Source organism: Flagellimonas sp. CMM7 (assembly GCF_021390195.1).
Lineage (GTDB): Bacteria > Bacteroidota > Bacteroidia > Flavobacteriales > Flavobacteriaceae > Flagellimonas.
The window spans coordinates 3,699,797-3,722,243 of sequence record NZ_CP090003.1 but is presented as its reverse complement, the minus strand read 5'-3'; the positions used below and the strand labels follow the sequence as shown (position 1 = coordinate 3,722,243).

At 37.5% G+C, this 22,447-nt stretch carries 18 protein-coding genes; 11 read left to right on the top strand and 7 right to left on the bottom strand.

Going from position 1 to position 22,447, the window contains the following annotated elements; translation table 11 throughout:
* Positions 1-31 precede the first annotated feature (31 nt).
* Positions 32-1,951 carry a molecular chaperone DnaK gene (gene dnaK / locus LV704_RS16830; protein WP_163422600.1) on the bottom strand — a complete coding sequence of 640 codons (1,920 nt, stop codon included), beginning with the start codon at positions 1,949-1,951 and terminating at the stop codon, positions 32-34.
* A gap of 167 nt (positions 1,952-2,118) precedes the next feature.
* Between dnaK and LV704_RS16825 the strand changes: the two genes are divergently transcribed.
* The 5 genes from LV704_RS16825 (at position 2,119) to LV704_RS16805 (ending at position 8,172) form a co-directional block, all read left to right on the top strand.
* Positions 2,119-3,543 carry an L-serine ammonia-lyase gene (locus LV704_RS16825; RefSeq protein ID WP_163422601.1) on the top strand — a complete coding sequence of 475 codons (1,425 nt, stop codon included), beginning with the start codon at positions 2,119-2,121 and terminating at the stop codon, positions 3,541-3,543.
* A gap of 28 nt (positions 3,544-3,571) precedes the next feature.
* Positions 3,572-3,814 (top strand): VF530 family DNA-binding protein, encoded by a 243-nt coding sequence (locus LV704_RS16820; RefSeq protein ID WP_163422602.1) that lies wholly within the window; start codon positions 3,572-3,574, stop codon positions 3,812-3,814.
* A gap of 239 nt (positions 3,815-4,053) precedes the next feature.
* A complete protein-coding gene (locus LV704_RS16815; protein ID WP_163422603.1) occupies positions 4,054-5,736 on the top strand; it encodes a lipopolysaccharide assembly protein LapB in 1,683 nt (560 codons plus the stop codon).
* A gap of 42 nt (positions 5,737-5,778) precedes the next feature.
* On the top strand, positions 5,779-7,509 hold the full coding sequence (locus LV704_RS16810; protein WP_163422604.1) for a M48 family metallopeptidase: 1,731 nt from the start codon (positions 5,779-5,781) through the stop codon (positions 7,507-7,509).
* A 3-nt stretch (positions 7,510-7,512) separates the two neighbouring features.
* Complete coding sequence (locus LV704_RS16805; RefSeq protein WP_163422605.1) at positions 7,513-8,172, top strand: SCO family protein; 660 nt, start codon at positions 7,513-7,515, stop codon at positions 8,170-8,172.
* A gap of 152 nt (positions 8,173-8,324) precedes the next feature.
* Here the strand turns inward: LV704_RS16805 and LV704_RS16800 are convergent, their stop codons facing one another.
* Both LV704_RS16800 and LV704_RS16795 read right to left on the bottom strand, forming a co-directional pair.
* Entirely contained in the window at positions 8,325-9,194 is an 870-nt protein-coding gene (locus LV704_RS16800) for a hypothetical protein (RefSeq protein ID WP_163422606.1), read from the bottom strand.
* A gap of 90 nt (positions 9,195-9,284) precedes the next feature.
* Positions 9,285-9,761 (bottom strand): nuclear transport factor 2 family protein, encoded by a 477-nt coding sequence (locus tag LV704_RS16795; protein WP_163422607.1) that lies wholly within the window; start codon positions 9,759-9,761, stop codon positions 9,285-9,287.
* A 70-nt stretch (positions 9,762-9,831) separates the two neighbouring features.
* Between LV704_RS16795 and panB the strand changes: the two genes are divergently transcribed.
* The gene (panB, locus tag LV704_RS16790) at positions 9,832-10,650 is read left to right on the top strand and encodes a 3-methyl-2-oxobutanoate hydroxymethyltransferase (RefSeq protein ID WP_163422608.1); all 819 of its coding nucleotides are present in this window, start codon (positions 9,832-9,834) and stop codon (positions 10,648-10,650) included.
* Positions 10,637-11,359 carry an RluA family pseudouridine synthase gene (locus tag LV704_RS16785; RefSeq protein ID WP_163422609.1) on the top strand — a complete coding sequence of 241 codons (723 nt, stop codon included), beginning with the start codon at positions 10,637-10,639 and terminating at the stop codon, positions 11,357-11,359. The genes panB and LV704_RS16785 overlap by 14 nt, the downstream gene beginning before the upstream one ends.
* Here the strand turns inward: LV704_RS16785 and LV704_RS16780 are convergent.
* The gene (locus LV704_RS16780) at positions 11,356-12,900 is read right to left on the bottom strand and encodes a hypothetical protein (protein ID WP_163422610.1); all 1,545 of its coding nucleotides are present in this window, start codon (positions 12,898-12,900) and stop codon (positions 11,356-11,358) included. The two genes, LV704_RS16785 and LV704_RS16780, sit on opposite strands and share 4 nt — an antisense overlap.
* A gap of 146 nt (positions 12,901-13,046) precedes the next feature.
* Between LV704_RS16780 and LV704_RS16775 the strand changes: the two genes are divergently transcribed.
* Complete coding sequence (locus tag LV704_RS16775) at positions 13,047-14,219, top strand: 2-isopropylmalate synthase (RefSeq protein WP_163422611.1); 1,173 nt, start codon at positions 13,047-13,049, stop codon at positions 14,217-14,219.
* A 35-nt stretch (positions 14,220-14,254) separates the two neighbouring features.
* Positions 14,255-15,373, top strand: coding sequence for a 3-isopropylmalate dehydrogenase (leuB, locus tag LV704_RS16770; protein WP_163422612.1), 1,119 nt, complete (start codon positions 14,255-14,257; stop codon positions 15,371-15,373).
* On the opposite strand, the gene LV704_RS16765 is transcribed toward leuB, so the two are convergent.
* Complete coding sequence (locus LV704_RS16765; RefSeq protein WP_163422613.1) at positions 15,366-16,604, bottom strand: peroxiredoxin; 1,239 nt, start codon at positions 16,602-16,604, stop codon at positions 15,366-15,368. The genes leuB and LV704_RS16765 overlap by 8 nt on opposite strands.
* Positions 16,605-16,731: 127 nt before the next feature.
* On the opposite strand from LV704_RS16765, the gene pheT reads away from it, so the two are divergent.
* Complete coding sequence (pheT, locus tag LV704_RS16760; RefSeq protein ID WP_163422614.1) at positions 16,732-19,155, top strand: phenylalanine--tRNA ligase subunit beta; 2,424 nt, start codon at positions 16,732-16,734, stop codon at positions 19,153-19,155.
* Positions 19,156-19,158: 3 nt separating this feature from the next.
* On the opposite strand, the gene LV704_RS16755 is transcribed toward pheT, so the two are convergent.
* Entirely contained in the window at positions 19,159-19,698 is a 540-nt protein-coding gene (locus LV704_RS16755) for a fasciclin domain-containing protein (protein ID WP_163422615.1), read from the bottom strand.
* A gap of 224 nt (positions 19,699-19,922) precedes the next feature.
* Between LV704_RS16755 and LV704_RS16750 the strand changes: the two genes are divergently transcribed.
* Complete coding sequence (locus LV704_RS16750) at positions 19,923-20,642, top strand: hypothetical protein (protein WP_163422616.1); 720 nt, start codon at positions 19,923-19,925, stop codon at positions 20,640-20,642.
* Positions 20,643-20,645: 3 nt separating this feature from the next.
* Here the strand turns inward: LV704_RS16750 and LV704_RS16745 are convergent, their stop codons facing one another.
* Positions 20,646-22,277, bottom strand: a complete 1,632-nt coding sequence (locus LV704_RS16745) for an ABC-F family ATP-binding cassette domain-containing protein (RefSeq protein WP_163422617.1) — start codon at positions 22,275-22,277, stop codon at positions 20,646-20,648.
* Between the last annotated feature and the right edge of the window lie 170 nt (positions 22,278-22,447).

Genomic DNA, 22,447 nt, shown 5'->3' with positions numbered 1-22,447 from the left:
GCTTTTTATGAAATACATATTCTATTATATCTTACTTCACTTCTTCAAAGTCTACGTCTTCAACGTTGTCACCTTCTGCCGCTCCACTACCCGCTTCCTGTCCACCAGCATCAGCAGTTGGTTCTCCTCCAGCAGCACCTTGTGCCTCAGCCTGTGCTTTGTACATTTCTTCCGAAGCAACTTTCCATGCCTCATTGATTTTTTCCAAAGCTGGTTCAATAATTACCAAATCTTTGGTTTCATAGGCTTTCTTAAGTTCTTCCAAAGCTTCTTCGATGGGCTTTTTCTTATCATCAGATAACTTATCGCCAAACTCTTTCAATTGTTTTTCTGTTTGAAAGATCATCGCATCTGCCTCATTCAATTTATCAGCAGTTTCTTTGGCCTTTTTATCTGATTCGGCGTTTGCTTCAGCCTCAGCTTTCATTTTTTCGATTTCCTCCTCGGTCAAACCTGAAGAAGCCTCAATACGAATATCCTGAGTCTTGTTCGTAGCCTTGTCGGTTGCAGATACTTTAATGATACCATTCGCATCAATATCAAAGGTTACTTCAATTTGAGGTGTTCCTCTTGGCGCTGGTGGAATACCATCTAAATGGAATCTACCGATAGTTTTGTTATCTGCAGCCATAGGACGTTCTCCTTGCAACACATGTATTTCAACCGAAGGTTGATTATCAGCAGCAGTAGAGAATACTTGAGATTTCTTTGTTGGGATTGTTGTATTCGCCTCAATCAATTTGGTAAAAACACTTCCCATGGTTTCAATACCAAGAGAAAGTGGCGTAACGTCTAACAACAATACGTCTTTAACATCACCCGTTAATACACCACCTTGTATTGCGGCACCAACTGCGACTACCTCATCTGGGTTCACTCCTTTTGAAGGTTTCTTTCCAAAGAATTTCTCAACAGCCTCTTGTACTGCAGGAATACGTGTGGAACCACCTACCAAGATAATCTCATCAATATCACTTTTTGAAAGTCCCGCACTTTTCAAGGCAGTTTCACAAGGCTCAATGGTTCTTTTTACTAAATCATCTATCAGCTGCTCAAATTTTGCACGTGATAATGTTCTTACCAAGTGTTTAGGGCCAGAAGCAGTAGCCGTAACATAAGGTAAGTTTATTTCTGTTTGAGGAGAAGAAGACAATTCAATTTTTGCCTTTTCAGCAGCTTCACGTAAACGTTGCAACGCCATTGCATCTTCTCTTAGGTCAAGCCCTTCATCACTTTTGAATTCTTCGGCCAACCAATCAATAATTTTTTGGTCTACATCATCACCACCTAAGTGGGTATCACCATCTGTTGCCAATACTTCAAAAACACCATCCCCTAATTCAAGAATGGAAACATCATGTGTACCACCACCAAAATCAAATACTACTATTTTTTGATCTGTATCTTTCTTGTCCATACCATAGGCCAAAGAGGCTGCGGTAGGCTCGTTTATAATTCGCTCTACGGTTAAACCTGCTATTTCACCAGCTTCCTTTGTAGCTTGTCTTTGCGAATCGTTAAAGTAAGCAGGTACTGTAATAACGGCTCTTGTAACATCTTGACCCAAATAATCCTCAGCTGTTTTCTTCATTTTCTGAAGAATCATAGCTGACAATTCTTGAGGAGAGTACATGCGCCCATCTATATCCACTCTTGGCGTGTCATTATCTCCTTTTACAACTTTGTAAGGAACTCTTTTTGCTTCTTTAGAAGATTCTGAGAATTTGTTTCCCATAAATCTCTTGATGGAATAAATCGTGTTATGGGGATTTGTAACTGCTTGTCTTTTTGCAGGATCACCCACTTTTATCTCTCCGCCTTCCACAAATGCAATTACAGAGGGAGTTGTACGCTTACCCTCGGCATTTGGGATTACTACGGGCTCGTTTCCTTCCATCACAGAGACGCAGGAGTTTGTTGTACCCAAGTCTATACCTATAATTTTGCTCATTGTATCTAAAGTTATATCTATTGAAAATTCATTTTTGTCTCGCTCTAAAAATGTCAATGATTATGCCATGTCAAAGAATATGACAAGGTGTCATATTTTAAAAAACAAAGGGATAGTATTAATTACAGAATGCCTGTTTATCTTTGACTTTGCATAACAATCTAACTATGGAATGTATTAGTGTTTTTGACATGCTCAAAATTGGTGTAGGGCCTTCAAGTTCTCATACCCTGGGGCCATGGAGAGCAGCAGAACGTTGGATCAACGAACTTAAAAAGCAAAAGGTTTTTGAGTCTGTTATTAATGTCAAAGTTTACTTGTACGGATCTCTGTCACTTACCGGAAAAGGACACGCCACCGATATTGCTGTGGTTATGGGGTTGTTAGGACGTGATCCTGAGACCATCCCCACTGAAAGTATAGATCCAACAATTGAAAATTTAAAGACCGAAAAACTATTAAACTTTGGAGGAAGGCACAAAATACCTTTTGATTTCACCAAAAACATCATCTTTAAAAAAGAATTTCTTCCCTTTCATTCCAACGGTATTCAATTTGAGGCAGTTTTGTCATCAGGTAGCACCATTCTAGAAACATATTATTCCATTGGCGGAGGTTTTGTTGTAAAAGAGGAGTTGGTTCATTCCAAAGAAAACAAGGCAGTGTTCAAAGCTTTTCCTTGCCCTATAAAAACTGGTGCTGAATTACTTCGCTATTGCGAAGAAAAAAATCAATCTATTTCTGCCATTGTTCTAGAGAATGAACTTTCGCTAAGAACAGGTTCTGAAATTGATGCAGAATTGGAACGGATTTGGAATACCATGCTGGAATGTATGTATTTGGGTTGCCATACTGAAGGTACATTGCCGGGTGGATTAAATGTCCGTCGCCGAGCCTTTGAAATGCATCAAAAACTAAAAGGGGAACTCCCCTATTCCAATCCTTCAGAATGGTTACAAACAATCCGAAAGACCGAAGTCAAATTCAGGCAGATTCTCAAGTGGGTAAGTTGTTTTGCCTTAAGTGTAAATGAAGTAAATGCTGCATTGGGAAGAGTAGTCACCGCACCAACTAACGGAAGTGCTGGTGTAATTCCGGCTGTTCTCATGTATTATATGGTCATTGAAAATCACAAAGCAGATTTTGAACACGTTAAAAAATTCTTGCTTGTAGCTGGTGAAATAGGAAGTATCTTTAAAAAAGGTGCCACGATATCTGCCGCCATGGGTGGTTGTCAAGCAGAAATAGGCGTTTCGTCTGCCATGGCCGCTGGCGCATTAACAGAATTACTTGGTGGTACACCAGAACAAGTGTTGGTCGCCTCAGAAATTGCTATGGAACATCATCTAGGTCTCACCTGTGACCCCATAGGAGGATTAGTTCAGGTTCCCTGCATTGAACGAAATTCCATGGGGGCAATTAAGGCCATAAATGCTGCGGAATTGGCGTTGGACACCAACCCTAAAGAAGCAAAAGTACCGCTAGACAAGGTAGTAAACACCATGTGGGAAACTGCTAAGGACATGAGCTCTAAATACAAGGAAACCTCAGAAGGTGGGTTGGCAGTTGGAGTATTTCTAAGTGATTGTTGACCTTAATCCACTCACCTTAATAGTCTATATGGAGAATCAAAAAAAATCCAATCGAGAACAACCCAACAACCCATTACATGGTGTAAAATTGGTAGATATATTGGCCCTTTTAGAAGAACATTACGGATGGGATGAGTTGGCAAACAGAATCAATATCAATTGTTTCAAAAAAGACCCTTCAATTAAATCCAGTCTTACCTTTTTAAGGAAAACCCCATGGGCTAGAGATAAAGTTGAACGTCTTTATCTTAAATTGATTACTGGTAAATAATACAGCAAAACGCACCAAAATATATTAAGAACAAGCATATAGAACATCTTTATCGCTAACATCCCATAACTTTTGTTACCTTACGCCCTGATTTGCAACCAACTATTGGTTACAATTATCCATTCAGGCCTACGGTGCCGTGATTCCCATCTCCCGAGACAGCACCGTAATATTGACACATTAAGTACTATTTGATTCCCCGTCATAAAAAGGAACATTTTATTTAATCTATTAAATTCATGAAACATTCAAAAAAGGTATGGTTGGCAGTAAGCACAATTCTGACAGTCTGTTTATTTGCCTGTAAAAACAAAAAACCAAACCCTGCATTAGCCTCCATCGACCTTAAAAGAGGAGAACTCCTATTATGCAGCACAGAAAGTTTTGGGGAAGTAAACTTTTCATTATCATGTAGTTATGAAACTAGGGCTACCTTTGATTTAGCGCTGTCATTGTTACATTCTTTTGAATATGCCGAAGCTGAAAAAGCATTTGTGAAAGTAATTGATATGGATCCAAATTGCGCAATGGCATATTGGGGGGTTTCAATGAGTATTTTTCAATCGCTTTGGATGCAATCTGACCTAAGTTATTTAGAAAAGGGCGAGAAACTATTAAAACTGGCAAATAAATTACCAAAATCCGATTTGGAAAAGGATTATTTGGATGCGATCAGTGTCTTCTATAAAGATTGGGATAGCATTGACAAGTTGACCAGACAAAGAATGTATGAAAAAAAAATGGAGGAGCTATATAATAAACATGAAGGTGATACTGAAGCTGCAGTTTTCTATGCGTTGGCCATCCGTGCCGCCGCAGACCCCAATGATAAAAGTTATTCCAGACAAAAAAAGTCAGGAAAAATCCTAGAGGACCTCTTTGTTGAACAACCCAACCACCCCGGTATTGCACATTATATTATTCATAATTACGATTATCCAGAACTTGCAGCAAAGGCGTTGGTTACGGCAAGGCGTTATGCTGAAATTGCCCCTGCTTCTGCGCATGCGCAGCATATGCCTTCACACATATTCACACGTTTAGGCCTTTGGGATGAATCTATCAATACCAACATAAATTCTGCATCCTCTGCAACATGCTATGCAGAAAGTGTTAATCCAACTGCTAATTGGGCACAGGAAATTCATGCTGTGGATTATTTGGTATATGGCTATTTACAGATGGGAGACAATGAAAAAGCGGCCGAACAATTAAAGGAAATGCAAGCTGTTAAAGATGTCTTCCCTAAAGATCATTTTGCAGCTACTTATGCTTTGGCAGCCATGCCCGTAAGAATGGCTTTAGAAAATAAAAACTGGGATCAGGCCTCTAAACTTGAATTACCAACGATTAATTTTCCTTGGGAGGATTTACATTGGGAAAAGGCAATGTTACATTTTGGCAAGGCATTGGGTTATTCGCATACGAAAGATATATTATCCGCAGAGAGAGAACTTGCGTCCTTAAAGCATCTGCACCAAAACCTTCTGGATTCAAAAAAGGCCTACAAGGCAGGCCAAGTAAATGTACAAGTACATTCAGCCAAGGCTTGGATAGAATTGGCAAAAGGCAATAAAGAAGATGCGCTTAGTTTGATGAAAACAGCAGCTAAACTAGAAAGTGAAACTTCAAAACATCCTGTAACTCCAGGCGAGGTGCTACCTGCTGATGAACTTTTAGGTGATATGCTCTTGGCACTAAACAAACCTGTTGAGGCACTAAAAGCTTATGAGGTAAATTTAAAAGGGCACCCTAATAGGTTTAATGGTGTCTATGGTGCTGCAATTGCAGCAAAAGAATCAGATAAAAATGAGATAGCTGTAGACTACTTTAATCAACTTATTGAACTGACCAAGAATTCTAATAGTGAACGACCTGAAATAAAAGAGGCCAAAGCATTTGTCCAACAATATGCGAGCTGATTTTAATCCAAGGTATTAAGAACACATTATAATAAGAACATCATGAAAACAAAATTAGGACTGGCCATAACAGTGTTAGGAGTATTAGTATCGATTCATTTTTTAACCAAGAATAATTCTACAGGAACACCTAAAAACTATCAGAAAGCATCTTTTAGTTTCATTAAATGTACGCCCACCAAGTATTTACTGGAAGTGGTGGACTCTACGCAACAAATTTCACCTCTTTTTGAAAATTTGGGAGATTTAAGTTTTACAATCACTACTAAAAATGAGCGTGCGCAAACCTTCTTTAACCAAGGATTAAAACTCACCTACGCATTTAATCATGCTGAGGCGCATAGATCTTTTATGGAAGCTTCTCGCTTAGACCCAACCTCTCCCATGGCCTATTGGGGTCAAGCTTATGCATTGGGTCCTAACATCAATGACCCACTGCCTCCGGATGATCGCAAAATAAAAACCAATGAGGCTATGGCCAAAGCCAGAAATTTAAGTGCGAATGCCACTCCTAAAGAGCAAGCATTAATAAACGCCTTAACTACAAGATATAGCGAAGATTTGACCAAAGATATAGAGGAGCTAAATGTAGCATATATGAATGCTATGGCCGAAGTGCTAAAAGAATTTCCAGAAGATGCCGAAGTCCAAATTCTTTATGCAGCATCAGTCATGAATACAGTTCCTTGGAATTACTGGGATGAAGAAGGAAACCCTTCCCCTAATATTGCTGAGGCCAAGGCGGCCCTGGAAAAGGCCATGGAAATAAACCCAAACAATCCAGGAGCACACCATTATTATATACATATGGTAGAGTTACCTAAACCAGATCTAGGTGTTGCAAGTGCGGATAAATTAGGAGGGCTAATGCCCGCTGCTGGACATATTGTTCATATGCCTTCACACATATATATCCGAGTTGGACGTTATCTAGATGCGGTAAAGGCAAATCAAAAAGCAATTTTGGCAGATGAAGACTACATCTCTCAATGTTATTCGCAAGGGTTATATCCTTTAGGATATTATCCCCATAACATTCATTTTCTATGGTCAGCAGCCAGCTTACTGGGTGATAGCGATATTGCCATTGATGCCGCTAAAAAAACTGCCGAAAAAGTACCTGTTGGAGAGTTTATCACCATGCCTTTTTTACAAGACTTTGCAGCCACCCCAATGTTGGCTTATACTAGATTTGGTAAATGGAATGAAGTTTTGACCATACCCGCACCTAACCCAGAAATTAAACATTTGAATTTGATAAGGCATTATGCTAGAGGAATTGCCTTTATCCGTAAAGGAAACAGCAAAGAAGCTCAAGAAGAATTGGATGCCATTGCAATGCTAAAGAATGACCCTGAATTAGAGAACTTGGTTGCAACAGCGAACAATGCCTCTGTTCATTCGGCGAACATAGCATACGAAGTTGTTGCCGGGGAGTTGGCTGCATTGAACGGTGACACTTCCAAAGCCATAAAGCACCTTGAAAAAGCCGTGGAATTTGAGGATGGTCTTACTTATACAGAACCAGCGGCATGGCACATTCCAACACGACAAAACTTAGGAGCTATATTAATGAATGCCAAAAAATATGAAGAGGCTGAAAAAATCTACAAAGAAGATTTAGATGTGCTTAGACAAAACGGATGGTCATTAATGGGTTTGCACAACAGTTTAAAAGCTCAGGGGAAGCTTGAAGAAGCTCAGGCAATAAAGCAAGAATTTGAAAAGGCTTGGGAGCATTCAGATATTGAAATTGAAACGTCAATCCTATAATAAATGACCTCCTTTAAAAAGTTGAAATCATCCAAAATACCCATAGCGCTTGCTGTAATTGGTATTTTGGCTGTTGTTTTCTTCCTTTCAAGAAGAAGTTCGGAATTACCCGTTTATAGTCCTCAAGATTTTAATCCGGAATTAGTGGATGTAAGCCTACAAAATGTGGAAAACCATCATACGGTAGCTGATTTTAAATTGACAAATCAGAATGGAGAAGTTATTACACAGTCAGATTATGACAATAAAATTTATGTAACTGATTTCTTTTTTACCCGCTGTCCCAGCATCTGCCCTATCATGTCAAACAATATGGAAAAATTGCAACAGGCTTTCTTGAATAATGATGATGTCATGTTTTTATCAATGTCTGTAACACCAGAAATGGATAGTGTTCCTGTTCTAAGAAAGTATGCAACTGACAAAGGTGTCATCGATTCTAAATGGAACATAACTACAGGCAACAAAAAGCACATATACAATTTGGCCCGTAAAAGCTATTTTGCCGTTGTAGACCAGGGTGATGGTGGGTTGCAGGATTTTATCCATACTCCCAATTTTATACTTGTGGACAAGGCCAAACAAATACGGGGAGTTTATGATGGAACCAACAATGATGAAATCCTTCGATTAATTGATGATATTAATATTTTATCGAATTAATCATTTAACCTGTTTAAACCGTTATTTAAAAGGTAATAGAAAAGATGTTTTGAAAACGTCCTTGATTTTTATTTGTAGGATTAAGCCGGTAGCGAATCTTAAAGCATTGCTTAAACGGTTAATAGATAGGGATAGAGGTGTTTTACTGATTACTATTCTGCATTGGCATAAAACGTAAAATCATAGTCTTCAGAAATTGGAATTTCATAAAGCGTCTTTGTCTTTCCATCCTCTTTTTCAAAAACAACCAATTTTCCTTTTTCTTGTACCACTTTCCAACTTACATTTTCTTCTTTGGCATCAATGTAAACAATATCTCCAATACCAAACCCTTTACTTGATTTCCCTATTGATGTTTCCACATTCCCTTTAATTTCATTTCGCAAGGAGCAACTAACACCTAGTCTAGAGGTTTGATTTTGGAAGGTCATTTGATAATCACGGGTAGAGGATAGTATATTAAAATCAAAAATTATGTTGATTCGTTGTTTTTTTTGTGGCCCATATATTGGAAAGCTTGGAAAAGTAACCTCATCTATGATTACATCTTCAAATGGAGCTAAAAAGGCCACATTTTCAACAACCCATTTTTCATGCCTTTTGTTAAGGTTCAGAAATTTAAGCCTCACCTTGCCACCGTCGACAGTTTCCAAATCGAGGTCAACTCTTTTTTTATCACGCCAAAGACTACGTTGCTTTAACTCTAAAGTTGAAAAATAATCTTCACCTAAATCGCCAACCGTCTCTATTTCTAAAATACCTTCTGTTTCATAGGCAGTACCAAAAACAAAACTGACACTGTTACTACCTGTTTGACATCCATTACCATGGTTGGCCAATACCCAATTTTGGGGCCAATTATTTAAGTAAAGGCCAAAATCAGGTAAATAGAGTGTTCTTGGCTTTTCTTGAATCTTTTCTTTTTGGGTTTCAGCTAGCAAAACCAGCTGTTTTTCATCATTTTTCTTACAACTAAGGTTAAGTATAAAAAGATAAACCAAAAGGAGCAATCTATAATTCATAATCATCACTTGATCAGTATCTTTTTCAAACTTAATTTAGCGACTAATATTGTGTTTAAAAGAAAAGAGGTGAATCCTATTTTTTTTGAGCTAATCTTCAAGACAGCCTGCCTTACCCCTTGTATCGATTAAATAAATAATTTTCCACTCCCCATCAAAATTGATAAGTTGAAAAGAGTTTATGCCACAATGACTAAACTTATCGTTCAACCAAAATTCATAACCTACCCAAGCGTTGGCCATTGTTCTATCCACTTGGATTGAAAATGAGGTCAATTTTTCTTCAAAACTTATACTATCAGGGATACTGGTTATAGATGTTATCAGTTTTTCAATCTTTTCTGTCTTAAATAATGTCTTTCCTTGTTTGTTGCGAGCTGTAGTTTGCAGCACAACATCTTCTGCTAACGTGCTTTTCATAATTATGGAATCTTGCTTATGAAAACCATCAAAAAAAGTTTCCACAACATCCTTAACTGCTTGTTTGTCATATTCTGAAGCATTTGGGCCTTGCGCATTCACTTTTAAAAAAGTGATAAGTATGATCAAAAAGATTGATTTTTTCATTTTTCTAGTTTTTTGATTAGAACCCAAATTAAACAAATCTGCTTACATTTAGCCATCAAAAGCAAACCAAATGTCAGTTGCCAAAAAAGAGTATAAAAGGGTCACAGTAAAATCCCTGATCGAAATGAAACAAAATGGTGAGAAAATTTCCATGCTCACCTCCTATGATTATTCCATGGCAAAAATTGTGGATGCTGCCAACGTAGATGTTATTTTGGTGGGTGATTCGGCCAGTAATGTAATAGCTGGTCATGAGACCACTCTGCCCATTACTTTGGATCAGATGATTTATCATGCCAGTTCTGTAGTTAGGGCCGCAAAAAGGGCTTTGGTGGTTGTTGATATTCCTTTTGGAAGCTATCAGAGTGATTCTAAAGAAGCACTGCGTTCCGCTATCAGAATCATGAAAGAAAGTGGAGCACATGCCGTAAAAGTAGAAGGTGGCAGTGAAATAAAGGAATCTGTAAAACGAATTATAGGAGCTGGTATCCCCGTGATGGGACATTTGGGACTTACCCCACAATCAATATATAAATTTGGCACCTACACCGTGAGGGCCAAGGAAGAACAAGAAGCCCAAAAACTAAAAGAAGATGCCAAGATGCTGGAGAAATTTGGTTGTTTTGGGATTGTTCTTGAAAAAATTCCGGCAAAATTGGCTCAAGAAGTAGCAGAAAGCGTTTCTATTCCCATAATCGGAATCGGTGCAGGGAATGGTGTTGACGGACAAGTTTTGGTAGTGCATGATTTGTTGGGGATGACGCATGAATTCAACCCTCGTTTTCTTCGTAGATATATGAACTTATATGAGGAAATGAGTGGTGCCATCTCCCAATATGTTGACGACGTTAAGAGCAAGGATTTCCCTAATGAAGATGAGCAATACTAATATTCCTTTGACAGATAAAGTCCCTCATTCAAGCCCTTCCAATCTAGATGTTCTACATGAAGACAATCATCTTATTGTGGTCAATAAAAGACCCGGTGATATTGTTCAAGGAGATAAAACTGGTGATGTTCCGTTAAGCGATGTGGTTAAACAGTCTCTTAAAGAGAAATATAATAAGCCTGGCAATGTTTATCTGGGCGTTGTGCATAGATTGGATAGGCCTACCTCTGGTATCGTGCTATTTGCCAAAACGTCTAAAGCGTTACCCCGTTTAAACAAACTGTTTGCTGAAGGAAAAACTAAAAAAACCTATTGGGCTGTTGTAAAAAAGGCTCCAGAAAATGAAAGCGGTGTCTTGACTCATTGGTTGGTCCGCAATCCAAAGCAAAACAAATCATATGCATATAAAAAAGAGATTGCCAATAGTAAAAAGGCGATTCTGGAATACAAGGTCCTGAAAAAATTGAATAGTTATTTTCTCTTGGAGATTGATCTAAAAACAGGAAGACATCATCAAATTAGAGCGCAACTTGCAACTATGGGCTGTTTTATAAAAGGAGACTTGAAGTATGGCGCGAACAGAAGTAATAAAGATGGAGGTATCCATTTACATGCGAGAAGTTTAGCATTTGAACATCCTGTAAAAAAAGAACCAATAAAAATTATAGCTAAACCACCAGATGACGCCATTTGGAATGCTTGCTTCTAACGAGTAATGGCCATTGCCTTCTCTCTAATAATTTGTCCTACAGGCTTGTTTTGCAGGTGACTTTCCAACCATGAAAGAATATCCAAATATAGAAAAGCTCTCTTTTCATAAGGATGGTTTTCATATTTCTTAAGCTCATTGTACAGCTTTTGGAATTCGTTTCTAAGCTCATTTGGATAGATATCTCCTAGGCTTCGTAAAAATTTGATCATCTCCTTCTGAACAGCTTGTAAGTCATTCATTTTCAACAAGAACTTGTATGTACTTTTAAGTTGTACTTCCAAATGATAATCCATTCCTGCTTCATAATGTGCCACCAAACTCAATACCCGAGCAAAGCACATTAAATCTTCACGCATTTTTAAGTTTTTGTTGGAGATAATTTTCTTTAAGTAGACAATACAATTTTTGTTGTCTCCATTTCCAAAATACAAACAAGCTATCTTGTAATACAAGAGCATTATATGATGCTCATCGATTCTATCTCTATGTTTTTTAATTCCATACTCAACAATGTTGACAAGGTATAGGCCCTTATCAAACGTACCTTCCAAAAAATGAAGGTTTAATTTATTGGAATTGATATATAAAAAAGCAAGTGAGGTAATATTATCATTTTGTGGAAACTTAGGACTGTGCACCTGCGCTTCCATTCTTTCCAACGTTTCCTTAAACTGTGAACTGTATTTTACAAAAAACTGAGATTCCAACAGATAATGGTTTCCTTTTAAAAAGAATACGGGATTCAGGGTGATCATCTCTTCATTATCATAGAAAAGATCTACCCATTTACTGGCATATTTATAGGAAGACAAAAAATCTTGGATCAAAAAACTATACCACAAATGGGCTTTATAAAGCCATAACTTTTCACGGAAACCCAAATCCTCAAGGTTGTACGCAGGTAAATGCGTCTCAAAATAATCTTGTACGCTCTGTAAATCCTCATCACTACGTACATAACCAACTTTCAGCATCATTCCATATAGCTGCAGGGATAGATTAGAGAGTTTACTCGTCATTACATTATGTGCAGAAAGTTGTTTTGCTTGCACGGAAAGTTCATCCGCCCTATCCGGAATACTTCTAGTAATGTATTGGGTTTCAATTATTTTCTCTAGCTCTACAATTTCATAGGCTACATTCTTTTCTTCATTCTCAATGGCCAAATTCTTGGCCTTATCCAAAATTTTTAAGCTTTGTTTGTAAAGCCCTTTTTGATAAAGAATGGTTGCAAAATCCAATTGTTCCCGTATTTGAACTCGTATATTTTGGTTTACAGGATTCAACCTCAGGCTTACCAATATCTGTTTGTATAGATGCGCCTTTAAGTTGGATAATTGCGCTTTTTTTACAATTCCGCTATCCAAAATTTGCCGTTCGTCATACATCCGCATTTTATCCATAAGGTTAAAAAGCGCCAAGAATTTAGCATCAGTATTTACCCCTAGTCTACCCACATAAAGCTTAAACTGACGTTTTTCCGATTTAGAAAGCGACTTAATCAACACAAATAAGGTGTCCTTATGGGCATTTGTCATCGTAAAAAATATAATTTAAATTACTGTAATTCAGCTATTTGAATAATATGAAATACTATTTAACGTTGTAATGATTTTTATCATTTTTTAGTTCTTGCAAACTCCTATCATATCTTCGTATAGCTTAGATAAAACTGACTAAAACAATGGCTAAAGATAAGGTACAAATTTTTGATACTACACTCAGGGACGGAGAACAGGTTCCCGGTTGTAAATTGGATACAAAACAAAAATTGGTCATTGCCAAACGTCTAGATGAGTTGGGCGTTGATGTCATTGAGGCCGGTTTTCCTATTTCAAGCCCTGGTGATTTTAACTCGGTACTTGAAATTGCCAAATTAGTAAAAAACGCAACTGTATGTGGATTGACCAGAGCCGTTAAAAAAGATATTGAAGTTGCAGCTGAAGCTATTAAAATTGCCAAAAGACCAAGAATCCATACGGGAATCGGCACTTCAGATTCCCATATTAAATACAAGTTCAATACAACTCGCGAAAAAATCATAGAACGTGCAGTAGATGCCGTTGCATATGCCAAGACTTTTGTAGAAGATGTAGAGTTTTATGCTGAAGATGCAGGGCGTACGGACAATGATTTTCTAGCACAAGTTTGCGAAGCTGTTATTAAAGCAGGTGCTACAGTGCTAAATATTCCAGATACAACAGGATATTGCTTGCCTGAAGAGTATGGTGCAAAAATGAAATACCTGAAAGAAAACGTTACCGGTATTGACAAGGCCATTCTTTCCTGTCACTGCCACAATGATCTAGGCTTGGCTACGGCAAACTCCATTGCCGGTGTAATCAATGGTGCAAGACAAATTGAATGTACCATTAATGGTATTGGCGAACGTGCCGGAAATACCTCATTGGAAGAAGTGGTTATGATATTAAGACAACATCCGTATCTAGATTTGGACACTGATGTCAACAGCACCCTACTTTTAGATACCAGCCAGATGGTCTCGCATAAAATGGGGATGCCAGTGCAACCTAATAAGGCAATTGTTGGTTCCAACGCTTTTGCCCACAGTTCGGGAATACATCAAGATGGTGTCATTAAACAGCGTGAGACATATGAGATCATGGACCCAAAAGATGTTGGTGTAAGCGAATCTTCTATTGTGTTGACAGCAAGAAGCGGACGTGCCGCTTTAGCCTATAGAGCAAAAAATGTGGGATATGAACTAACGAAACTACAGTTAGATGTAGTGTATGACAACTTCCTGAAATTTGCCGATCGTAAGAAAGAAATTTTAGATGACGATATTCATCAAATCATAGAAACTAGTGATATCACCATTGAAAGTTTGGCTTAACTGCCCTCTTCTTTTAAACTTCAAATTACCATTACATGAATCTGAATATAGCTTTGCTACCTGGAGATGGTATAGGACCAGAAGTATTGGACCAAGCTGTTAAATGTCTTCAAGCCGTTGAAGAAACTTTTAATCATAACTTTATTTATAAAGAAGCTTTAGTAGGTGCTATTGCTATTGACAAAAAGGGAAATCCACTTCCAGACAACACTTTAAAACTCTGTAGGGAAGCAGATGCTGTGCTTTTTGGAGCCATTGGTGATCCTAAATACGACAACAATCCAAATGCTACGGTTAGGCCGGAACAAGGCCTTTTAAAACTGCTGAAAGAACTTGGTTTGTTCACTAACATTAGACCTGTCAAGGTTTTCCCTACCTTAATTGATAATTCACCCTTGAAAAAGGAAATTATTTCTGGTACCGATTTTACGATCTATCGGGAATTGACCGGGGGGATTTACTTTGGAGAGAAAAAATTAAACGATGAAGGTACCGTAGCTTCTGACCTTTGCGAGTATTCTGAAAAAGAAATAAGCAGAATTGCCCACCTAGCTTTTAAAGCTGCAAAAAACAGAAGAAATAAACTCACCCTTGTAGATAAGGCAAATGTCTTGGAATCTTCTAGATTATGGCGGAAGGTTGTAACCAAAATTGGACAAAGCTATCCTGAAGTTGCTTTAGATTTTCTATTTGTTGACAATGCCGCAATGCAAATTATTCTAAACCCAAGTCAGTTTGATGTTATATTGACCGAAAATATGTTTGGTGACATTATTTCTGATGAAGGAAGTGTGATCGGTGGTTCTATTGGACTGCTGGCTTCTGCATCTGTTGGTCATGAAAATGCCATGTTCGAACCTATTCACGGTTCATATCCACAAGCAAAAGGAAAAGACATTGCAAATCCTGTTGCCTCTATCCTTTCCGCGGCCATGTTATTAGAGCATTTTGGTCTTTTTGAAGAGGCAATGGCGGTTAGAGAGGCCGTAGACAAATCTCTAAAAAAAGGTATTGTTACTCCAGACCTAAATCAAAAGAGCCAGTATGGCACTAATCAAGTTGGTGACTTTATTGCCAACAATATTGTGGATAGCGAAGATGACATTAATATGAATGATGAGAATATTGATTTAGGGAAATCAACAATTATTTAGCCTCCATACTTGCCGAAGTAAGCAAGTTGATTGTCTCGTCAAATTCTTTTTTAAACGCTTCATGTTTTTCGCCCGTTGCAGGTCCGTTAAACCCCGTATGTATTTTATGCACCTCTCCCATTTTATCAATGTAAATAGTGGTAGGATAAGACAATACATGATTCAGCATTGGTAATTTCTCATTTGCCTTATGCTTATCCGAGGTTCCGTATTGTGCCAATAGAATGGGGTACTCCACTCCTACTCTAGTTTTAAGTCTTTCAATACCACCCCATGCCTTTTCTTCTGTCTTAGCATACTCAAAAGCCAATGCTGCAAACTGAACATCCAAATCTGGATTTCTTTTTAAATAATCAACATAGAATTTGGTCTCGTCCAAGCAGTTGGGGCACCATGTACCCATAATTTGTACCAAAACCACCTTGTCTTTGAATTGAACATCTGACAAGCTTACCATGTTGCCTGTTTCATTTGGAAATGAAAAATCGAACCCACCATAACCTTCTTTTAAAAAGGTCAAAGTGTTCGCATCAGGTAACTCAAAGGCTTCATTACGTTTGCCAACAAATTTTTCAACGGAATGGTTCCCGGAATAAAAATAACCGTTCAATGTACTATCCGATATTTTTGCCGTAAACAGGAAAGCATGGGCTCCATCAAAGGCGGAAAGTTTAAGGGTATCTCCAGATACAATCCCATCTAAATACCTATAATCCCCGGTTTTTGTTCTAAAAGTACCTTTTAACACATTGTTATTTTGCATAAAAATTCCCTTAGCTGGGTACTCATTATCCGTTCCAACATCAAAATTGACCTCCCAAACTCCAGAAAGATTTATGTTTGGTTCCATTTTCACATCAAACCTATCTTGTTTTCCATGCTTGGCACCAAAAGGAACAATCCTATTCAAGCTTTCTTTGATAAAACTACCGCTGATTTCATTTTCAGAAAAAGTACCAGCAATATAGCCTTCATAAATTGGCATTTTAATACGTATGGAATCATTCCACATCTCAATATCATCAACAGTTACCACTTCTTCTGCATTGTACATTTCCATGCGGTAAGATCCATCTTCATGTTTCGCTAATGAAAAATTAAAAGGTAACACCTCATTTGGAGAAACATCCAGTTTAGCCAACCAATCCCCTTCGGCCAATTCTTTTTTTTTAGTTTCACAAGATGTAAATAGTACTATTATGCCAATAAATAAAAACCAAATTCTGTTCATAATTTGAAAGATTTATCCTAAAAATCTAAAATACGACCCAAAACTTACAATAACACCATTGTATGAAAGAATTTACATTGAATCTGTTGCCCTATTGTTTTATATTTGTCCACTTTAAATTTGGGGTATGAAGATTTCTTACAACTGGTTAAAGCAATTTTTGCAAATTGACTGGAATGCGCAAAAAACGGGAGAACTATTGACAGACTTAGGTCTTGAAGTCGAAGGCATTTCCAGCTTTGAATCGGTTAAAGGAGGGTTACAGGGAATTGTTGTTGGACATGTACTTACATGTGACAAACATCCGAACGCGGATAGACTTAAATTGACCACAGTGGATGTTGGGGATAAAACTCCTTTGCAAATCGTTTGTGGTGCACCAAATGTAGCCGCTGGGCAAAAAGTTCCTGTCGCAACCATTGGCACTACATTGTATACAAAGGAAGGTGAGGCCTGGAAAATTAAAAAAGGTAAAATCAGAGGCGAGGAAAGTCAAGGTATGATTTGCGCTGAAGATGAACTAGGTTTAGGAGAGAGTCATGATGGAATAATGGTTTTGAGTGATACTTTAAAACCAGGTACGTCATGTTCAAAAGTGTTTGAAATTGAAAACGATGAAGTTTTTGAAATTGGACTTACCCCTAACCGCGCTGATGCCATGAGCCATTTTGGAGTTGCCCGCGATTTAAAAGCTGGATTGGAGCAACTGGAAATCCAAAAAGAATTGGTTACGCCGTCTACAAGTAACTTTTCTATTGATAATAGATCTCTCAAAATAGATGTTGAGGTAGATGATATTCAACTGGCCCCAAGGTATTGCGGTGTAACTATTAGCAATATCATTGTTCAACAATCACCTGATTGGCTAAAAAACCGTTTAAAAGCCATAGGCCTGTCCCCTATCAACAATATAGTGGATATTACCAACTATGTACTTCATGAACTGGGTCAGCCATTGCATGCTTTCGATGCCGCAAAAATTAAAGGAGGAAAAATTGAGGTAAAGACTTTACCTACCGGTACAAAGTTTAGAACTTTAGATGATGTTGAACGTGAACTTCATGAGGAAGACCTGATGATCTGTGATGCTGAGAAACCAATGTGTATTGCAGGGGTTTTTGGCGGAGTCTATTCAGGAGTTACGGAACATACATCTTCCATATTTCTAGAAAGCGCCTATTTTGATTCTGTTTCTATTAGAAAAACAGCAAAAAGACATGGTTTAAACACAGATGCTTCTTTCAGGTTTGAGCGCGGAATAGATATTAATATTACGGAGTATGCTTTAAAAAGAGCAGCACTCTTGATACGTGAAATTGCTGGTGGTGAGATTAGTTCTGAAGTTGTTGATCTATACCCAAAGAAAGCTCAGGAAAGACAAGTCTTTTTAACTTTTGATAAAATCAACTCTTTAATTGGGCAGGAAATCCCAAGGGATACTATTAAATCTATTCTTGCGTCACTAGAGATTAAAGTTAACAACGTTACAGAGTCGGGTCTTGGTTTAACCATTCCAACGTATAGAGTTGATGTGGAACGTGAGGTAGATGTTATTGAAGAAATTCTAAGAGTCTTTGGTTACAACAACATAGACTACAAAGAAAAGCTTACTGCGTCCATTGCCCAAACTTCAAAATTTGAAAGCTACAGAATTCAAGATATTGTGGGCAATATGCTTGCTGCGCAAGGTTTTTATGAAATAATGACCAATAGTCTTGTGGCAGCAGGCACCCAAAACGTCTTAGAGAATTTGGATAAAAAAGCGGTCAAAATGTTGAACCCCCTAAGTTCAGATCTATCTGTTCTAAGAACATCAATGTTATTTTCAGGGCTTCAAACTGTTAGTTATAACAACAATAGACAAAAGGCAGATTTAAAGCTCTTTGAATTTGGAAAGACCTACCATAAAAATGGCAAAAAGAATCTAGAAAGACAGCATTTATCAATTTTTGTTTCAGGGAATCGCTCAGAAAACAGCTGGGCATTGACTTCCAAAAAAACTGACTTTTTCTTTTTGAAAGGCATTGTAGAAACCATTTTCACAAGATTGGGCCTTAAAGATGTTGATACAAAACCCTATAGTGACGCCTCTTACTCAGAAGGTTTAAGTTGTAGCCTAAATGGCAAAGAACTTGGAACCTATGGATTAGTCAGCAAAACGATATTAAAGGAATTTGATCTAAAACAAGATGTATTCTATGCTGATTTTGACTGGGATGCCATCCTAGAGTCTATTAATACAGGGAATATGCTTTTCAGGGAAATACCAAAATTTCCTGAAGTTACCCGTGATTTTGCATTGCAATTAGATGAAGGCACTACATTTCAGCAAGTTTATGATCTTGCCTGGAGCACAGAAAAAAACCTTCTAAAAAACGTGAATCTATTTGATGTCTATAAAGGCAATAAATTACCCGAGGGAAAGAAATCCTATGCGGTTAGTTTTACGTTATTGGATGAGAAAAAAACATTGACGGATAAACAGATTGACAAACTAATGTCAAAACTATTATCTAGATACGAAAAAGAACTAGGAGCGGAACTACGTTGATTACTACATTCTAGTGGGTAGTATTACACTATCTATTTCATGTATAACACCATTCTTTTGATTTACGTCTGCTAACGTTATTCGTGCAGTGTTACCGACAGGGTCAGTCAATACAATATCATACCCTACCAAATGGGCAGATAATTTCTTTCCCTGTATAGTGGTAAAGCTAGCCTTACCGTTTCCACGACACATGGCACGTAAAATATTGGAAGCAGATAAGTTGCCCGCAACTATGTGATAACCAACCAACGATTTTAGTTCACTCTTATCATTGGAATTCATTAATTTTTCCATTTTGGAATTGGAAAATTTTCTAAAGGCAGCATCTGAGGGTGCAAAAACAGTAAAAGGACCGGATTTATCTAAAATATCCTCCATTTCAGTTGCTTTTACCGCAGCAAAGAGAATTTTATGATGATCAGATTCAATTGTATTTTGTGTTATAGATTTAGTTTCCGAAGAGTTGGTCTCTTGAGCATATGCACATACTGAAAGGGCAAAACATAGACCAAGTAGGGTTTTCTTGAATGGGGGTTTCATAGATGTTCTAATCTTTGGGACTACCTTAATTAATACGCTTTAAAAGTGTGTTTAGACGTTTAAATGCCAAAATCTTCGATAAGTTACATCTTTTTAAGGAAATCCACTTTTTTTTTAAACACCGTCATCGAATTTAACATAATATTAACATTTGTATTTTTCCCAGTTTTTAGAATCAAAAACACAATTCACTAACTTTGAAGGGATTGCTAAGAAAAAAGGACATGATGTTTAAAAACACGGATATTGAGCGCGAACTTCACCTTCGCCGAAATAAACAAAAAAAAGAACTTCAAATTCTAGAAGAAGTACAGCGTATTTTATCTCAAAATATTGAAAAAGAGACCAATATTGATGTAGTTCTTGCTTCAAAAAATCCTTCTGGCAGTAATGATTTTGATTTTGACCTATTAGAGACAAATCGCATCTATCATATAGATCAAATAAAGGAAATCTGTATTGATTATCGACTCCGTTTTTTAGATAGCAGGTATTTCAAAGGAAAAATACCTAAAAAGGCCACTTCTAGCATTAGAGATTTAGAAATCACTCATAATATTGAAGTCAAGGGATTTAAAATCATGGCGCCTTCTAAACTTTTTAAATTAGAAGATAAGGATGATCCATTGCTTTTTGCTCCAATTGGGAATGACTATTTCTATCTTATCGCTAAATGGGGCAACGATTTGCACCCACTCCGCAAATTATTGGTTTGGCCATTTAAAAACATTGTCAACCTTACCTTTTTTGTTTTCTTGATCAGCTATGTGGTTGCCCTTATGGTTCCCAATGGTCTTTTTTCAAAAAACAATTCCACAGCGGAGTTTTTGATTATTTTCTTTTTTATGTTTAAATGTATAGCCTCAGTGGTTATTTTTTATGGTTTTGCTTTGGGCAAAAACTTTAACCCAGCTATCTGGAACAGTAAGTATTTTAACGCTTAGCTCTTAAACCGCGGCCAAAGCATACATTTTCTCGCGTTGCGCTTTAATTGATTTGTCTGACATGTAATCGTCAAAAGTCAAGTAGCGGTCGATAGTGCCTTTAGGGGTTAATTCAATAATTCTATTAGCCACAGTATGCACAAACTCATGATCATGGGTAGTAAGTAAAATAGTGCCCTTAAAATTCTTTAAAGAATTGTTGAAAGCAGTAATGCTCTCTAGATCCAAATGGTTTGTAGGCTCATCTAAAAGCAACACATTTGCACGTAATAACATCATTCTACTCAACATACAGCGCACCTTCTCGCCTCCTGAAAGCACGGTACTTTTCTTTAACGCCTCTTCGCCGCTAAACAACATCTTTCCTAAAAAGCCCCTTACGTATACTTCTTCTCGTTCTTCTTCTGTTTTTGTCCATTGACGAAGCCAATCTACCAAATTGATATTGTTTTCAAAATAAGAATCGTTATCAGCAGGTAAATAGGAATGTGTTGTGGTTATACCCCATTGATAGGATCCACTGTCAGCCTTTGCATTTCCATTGATAATATCATAAAAAGCCGTGGTAGCTCTTGAATCTTTGGAAATGATGGCAACCTTATCCCCTTTTGCAAGGTTTATGTTGATATCTTGAAACAGCAAATCTCCATCTTCAGACGTGGCGGAGAGCTTCTCTATATTCAAGATTTGATCTCCAGCTTCTCTTTCGCGTTCAAAAATAATGGCAGGGTACCTTCTGCTTGAAGGCTTTATATCTTCAATTTTAAGTTTACTCAACATTTTTTTACGCGATGTTGCTTGTTTGCTCTTGGCAACGTTTGCGCTAAATCGCATTATAAACTCTTGGAGTTCCTTTGCTTTGTCCTCAGCCTTTTTATTTTGCTGCGCACGTTGACGGGCTGCCAACTGACTGCTTTCATACCAGAATGTATAGTTTCCGGAAAAAAGATTGATTTTACCAAAATCTATATCGGCAATACTGGTACAAACAGCATCTAAAAAGTGTCTATCGTGAGATACAACGATTACAGTGTTTTCATAATTGGCCAAGAAGTTCTCCAACCAACTTATCGTCTCATAATCCAAGTCGTTTGTAGGCTCATCCATTATTAATAAATCCGGATTACCAAATAAGGCCTGGGCCAGAAGCACACGTACTTTTAACTTGGAGTCCATATCTGCCATATTGGTATAATGTAACTCTTCAGCAATTCCTAAGTTGGACAAAAGCGCAGCGGCGTTGCTGTCGGCATTCCATCCATTCATTTCTTCAAACTGTACTTGAAGTTCACCTATTTTTTCCGCATTCTCATCAGTATAATCCGCATAGAGTGCATCTATTTCCTTTTTTATGGTAAACAAGGGCTTGTTCCCCATTACCACTGTTTCTAGCACCGGAACTTCATCATAAGCGTTATGGTTCTGTTCTAAGATGGACATCCTCTTTCCTGGTTCTAAATGTACGTTTCCAGAAGTGGCATCTACTTGCCCAGCTATAATTTTTAAAAATGTGGATTTTCCTGCCCCATTGGCACCAATGATACCATAGCAATTTCCATGGGTAAAGGTCACATTTACTTCATCAAACAAAACCCTTTTTCCAAACTGAACAGACAAATTAGATACTGATAACATGCAACTATTTATTTTTTTGCAAAAATAACTAAAACAGACCCTTATTACTAATTTAAAAACACATTATTAAACTACACAAATACAGTGTTTTACAACATTTAACTAGCTGTTAACAAGGTTCACTATATGGTATACTTAATTTTGATGATCAAACATATGGTTTCCTTTAT

Excerpts from the sequence above, each read along its gene's own strand:
- LV704_RS16785 (WP_163422609.1), top strand. The coding sequence starts at position 10,637 with ATGAGCAATACTAATATTCCTTTGACAGATAAAGTCCCTCATTCAAGC.
- LV704_RS16810 (WP_163422604.1), top strand. The coding sequence starts at position 5,779 with ATGAAAACAAAATTAGGACTGGCCATAACAGTGTTAGGAGTATTAGTA.
- LV704_RS16765 (WP_163422613.1), bottom strand. The coding sequence starts at position 16,604 with ATGAACAGAATTTGGTTTTTATTTATTGGCATAATAGTACTATTTACA.
- LV704_RS16745 (WP_163422617.1), bottom strand. The coding sequence starts at position 22,277 with ATGTTATCAGTATCTAATTTGTCTGTTCAGTTTGGAAAAAGGGTTTTG.
- LV704_RS16820 (WP_163422602.1), top strand. The coding sequence starts at position 3,572 with ATGGAGAATCAAAAAAAATCCAATCGAGAACAACCCAACAACCCATTA.
- LV704_RS16755 (WP_163422615.1), bottom strand. The coding sequence starts at position 19,698 with ATGAAACCCCCATTCAAGAAAACCCTACTTGGTCTATGTTTTGCCCTT.
- LV704_RS16815 (WP_163422603.1), top strand. The coding sequence starts at position 4,054 with ATGAAACATTCAAAAAAGGTATGGTTGGCAGTAAGCACAATTCTGACA.
- dnaK (WP_163422600.1), bottom strand. The coding sequence starts at position 1,951 with ATGAGCAAAATTATAGGTATAGACTTGGGTACAACAAACTCCTGCGTC.
- LV704_RS16750 (WP_163422616.1), top strand. The coding sequence starts at position 19,923 with ATGATGTTTAAAAACACGGATATTGAGCGCGAACTTCACCTTCGCCGA.
- LV704_RS16795 (WP_163422607.1), bottom strand. The coding sequence starts at position 9,761 with ATGAAAAAATCAATCTTTTTGATCATACTTATCACTTTTTTAAAAGTG.
- LV704_RS16805 (WP_163422605.1), top strand. The coding sequence starts at position 7,513 with ATGACCTCCTTTAAAAAGTTGAAATCATCCAAAATACCCATAGCGCTT.
- LV704_RS16780 (WP_163422610.1), bottom strand. The coding sequence starts at position 12,900 with ATGACAAATGCCCATAAGGACACCTTATTTGTGTTGATTAAGTCGCTT.
- leuB (WP_163422612.1), top strand. The coding sequence starts at position 14,255 with ATGAATCTGAATATAGCTTTGCTACCTGGAGATGGTATAGGACCAGAA.
- LV704_RS16825 (WP_163422601.1), top strand. The coding sequence starts at position 2,119 with ATGGAATGTATTAGTGTTTTTGACATGCTCAAAATTGGTGTAGGGCCT.
- panB (WP_163422608.1), top strand. The coding sequence starts at position 9,832 with ATGTCAGTTGCCAAAAAAGAGTATAAAAGGGTCACAGTAAAATCCCTG.
- LV704_RS16775 (WP_163422611.1), top strand. The coding sequence starts at position 13,047 with ATGGCTAAAGATAAGGTACAAATTTTTGATACTACACTCAGGGACGGA.
- LV704_RS16800 (WP_163422606.1), bottom strand. The coding sequence starts at position 9,194 with ATGAATTATAGATTGCTCCTTTTGGTTTATCTTTTTATACTTAACCTT.
- pheT (WP_163422614.1), top strand. The coding sequence starts at position 16,732 with ATGAAGATTTCTTACAACTGGTTAAAGCAATTTTTGCAAATTGACTGG.